This window comes from Saccharopolyspora sp. 6M, assembly GCF_020176775.1.
Lineage (GTDB): Bacteria > Actinomycetota > Actinomycetes > Mycobacteriales > Pseudonocardiaceae > Saccharopolyspora_C > Saccharopolyspora_C gregorii.
The window spans coordinates 1-2,880 of record NZ_JAIUJZ010000328.1 but is presented as its reverse complement, the minus strand read 5'-3'; the positions used below and the strand labels follow the sequence as shown (position 1 = coordinate 2,880).

Below are 2,880 nucleotides of genomic sequence, written 5' to 3'. Positions count from 1 at the left end.
CCACCTGGTTTTTATCCCTTTCCGCGGGGCCCCCCCCCGCGGGGGCCGCCCTGTGCACGGGGGGGCGCCCCCACCCCCCCCCCCCGCGCGGGGGCCCCCCCCTCCTCGGGCACCCGCTGTGCCCGAAGCTCTCTACGCCGCGACACGATCCGCACCCCCACCGCACGGCCGCCGCAACCGGTGACGCCCCCCAGCACCGCGCCACCACCCCGCACCCGGCGAACCCGAGCCAGGCGAAGCCCCATCACGCGAGCCCGGCCGCTTCCCCACGTCCGGGTCCTCCGTCGGCCACAACACCGGCACCGGACCCCGCACCGACTCAGGTTCCGAATCCAACGCCGCCTGCAACAACGAATGCCGCGCCGTCACCAACTCGCCCAACGGCACCACCGAACCCGGCACCACCACACCCGCCCACGCCGCGCACGACTCACACACATCACCAGGCCCCGCTTCCACCGGAACCGACACCGACCGCCGCACATCCACCGGGCCGAAGACCCACTCACCACACGCCGACCACAACGCGACACCACCCGCCCCGCGCACCACATGCCACCGCCGCACCACATGCCCAGCCGAAGCAGCCCACATCACCACCCGCATCATCGGCCACCCCCCGACGACTCCGGACCCCACGCCAGCCACAGCAACCCGGCCAGCAACACCGCCAGCAAGAACACCGTCACCATCACGCCACCGCCGATCTCACCGGGGACAATCCGAACGACCCCACCGACACACACCGCAAACACGGAGCACCCGATACCCCCAGCTCCACCACACCCCCGGCCAGCGGCTCACCGCACAACCCCACGAACAACCTGCCCCCAGGCATCCGCACCGCCCGATGCACCACTCGACGTGACTCGCCCACCACACCCGGCTGGTACCGCACCGGTAGCAACACTTCTGCCTGACGGCGGGCGGTGTCAGTAGAAACTTCATCGGCTGTCATGCTGCCTCCCTAAGTCCGGCCGTTGCGGCGTTGCGCAACGTTGCGGTCAAATAGCAACACCCAGGATTCAGGTCTCGCAATCCCCCATGCGGGGGACGCTTGCGCGGGCTCGGACATCGCTTATGCTGTGTTGCATGACCAGCAACGCCCGGACGCCGAAGGCGCGAGCCCTCGGCAACGCTCTTCGCCAGGCTCGCGAAGCTCAAGGTCTCAGCTTGCGGGCTCTCGCTAAGGAGCTGGACAAAGATCCTGGCGTAGTTTCTCGCTGGGAAAATGGTGAGCGCACCCCAAAGGCGACCGACGTCGCACAAATCCTGACCCTGCTGGGCGTCAATGGATCTCGCTATGACGAGATAGTAGAGTTAACTACTGACACCACGGCAAAGCAGTGGCTAGCTGTCACGCTTCCGGAATTGCGACAGCAACTAACAGCTCTGCTCGATCTAGAGAAATCCGCTTCGGCGATCACCGAAGTAACGCCGAACCTGATTCCCGGCCTGTTGCAAACAAGCGACTATGTTCGGGCTATCATGTCGTCCGGCGGCGTACCCGAAGATGAGATTGAAACTCGCGTAGCCGTAAGACTTGGACGGGCAGATGCGATTCGACGTAGCAAGCCAGCGCGCTACCTGGCGCTCGTCGGCGAAGCGGCTTTGCGTCAGGTGATCGGCCCGCGAGACAGCATGATCTACCAGCTTCGCTACCTACGCGAAGCCTCAGAAATGCCGCATGTGGACGTACGTGTTCTTACTTACACGAGTGGATGGCAACCTGCTCTTGAGGGGCATTTCCTATTTATCGAATCCGAACAACTCGGACCAGTCGTACATCTTGAAAACCGAAGATCTGGGATCTTCTTCCATGAGGGGCCAGACGTAGAAAGCTATGGTCACGCAATAGATATGGTGATCGAGCACGCGCTGGACGCACAGGAATCAGTGGAACTTATTTCACGTATCATCAATGAATTGGAGAATGACGATGGCTAGCGCCGAACAAACTTCAGGATGGCGGAAGTCGTCCCGCAGTCAGAATACAAGCGCCTGCATTGAGGTTGGGCGAACCCTCGCAGGAAACGCCGCGTTACGGGACACAAAGAACCCTTCCGGTGGGCACATCATTACCCACCGCCAGCGATGGGCGTCTTTTATTGCTGCGGTCAAGTCGGGAAAATACGACCGGTAGATTTGCGCCGGGGTGCCCCTTTTGGTGTTTACCGAAGGGGCGCCTTTTCTTTTGCTTCCGGCACCGTCGTCGTTTGCCGGTTTTTTCTCTATCTGTATCAAGGCGCGCCGCCTTCGGCGCCGCGCGGGCGGGAGCTTTTCCGGCGCTTGCGCTCCACCGCTGGCGCGGTGTTCTCGCGCCGCAGCTCCCGCCCGCTTCTTCTCAGGCTCGAAGTAGCCCCAGGATGGCTGAGACCAGGGAAAACAAGCCGATTCCGACCGAGCCGGCCGCGAGGCTCAGGGCAAGCCGGAACACCGAGTCGGCGTCGGCTCGCTGGCGCGGCTTCGAGCGCAGCAGCACCAGGGCGCCAGCGTGCACGGCGAGGTACACCGACGCCGCGAACCACCCGGCGGCGAACATGGCAACGAACACAAGACCCCTTCCATTGACTTCACCGATTGAAGGGGAGGGGGCAGTTAACAGTACTAGTACCGTTTACTGCGGAGATATTCCCATCCTTGATTCTGCCAGAGGTCGCCGCGGATTCCGGCGTGGCGGGAGGAAATGGGGGCTTGCCGCCCCCAGACCCCGGCGGTCTCCGGGATGGGGCGGGGGTGTGGAGCGTCGGCGCCGGTTCGGGGCGGTGCGAGTGGGTGGCTCCATCCCATCGACCGCCTTAACTACTTGTAACAAAACTGATCTTGGTGGCACGGTGGTCGTAGGTTGGTCTTGTTGTCGTTGTGGAGGTGTCTGGTGGC

3 protein-coding genes are annotated in these 2,880 nt (G+C 63.4%); 2 read left to right on the top strand and 1 reads right to left on the bottom strand.

The genetic code is table 11. From position 1 onward, the window contains the following. The first annotated feature begins 1,092 nt into the window (after positions 1-1,092). Both LCD31_RS28560 and LCD31_RS28555 read left to right on the top strand, forming a co-directional pair. A complete protein-coding gene (locus LCD31_RS28560; protein WP_224963266.1) occupies positions 1,093-1,947 on the top strand; it encodes a helix-turn-helix transcriptional regulator in 855 nt (284 codons plus the stop codon). Then, complete coding sequence (locus tag LCD31_RS28555; protein ID WP_308015882.1) at positions 1,922-2,143, top strand: DUF397 domain-containing protein; 222 nt, start codon at positions 1,922-1,924, stop codon at positions 2,141-2,143. The genes LCD31_RS28560 and LCD31_RS28555 overlap by 26 nt, the downstream gene beginning before the upstream one ends. A 201-nt stretch (positions 2,144-2,344) precedes the next feature. On the opposite strand, the gene LCD31_RS28550 is transcribed toward LCD31_RS28555, so the two are convergent. Then, positions 2,345-2,554, bottom strand: coding sequence for a hypothetical protein (locus LCD31_RS28550; protein WP_224963262.1), 210 nt, complete (start codon positions 2,552-2,554; stop codon positions 2,345-2,347). Between the last annotated feature and the right edge of the window lie 326 nt (positions 2,555-2,880).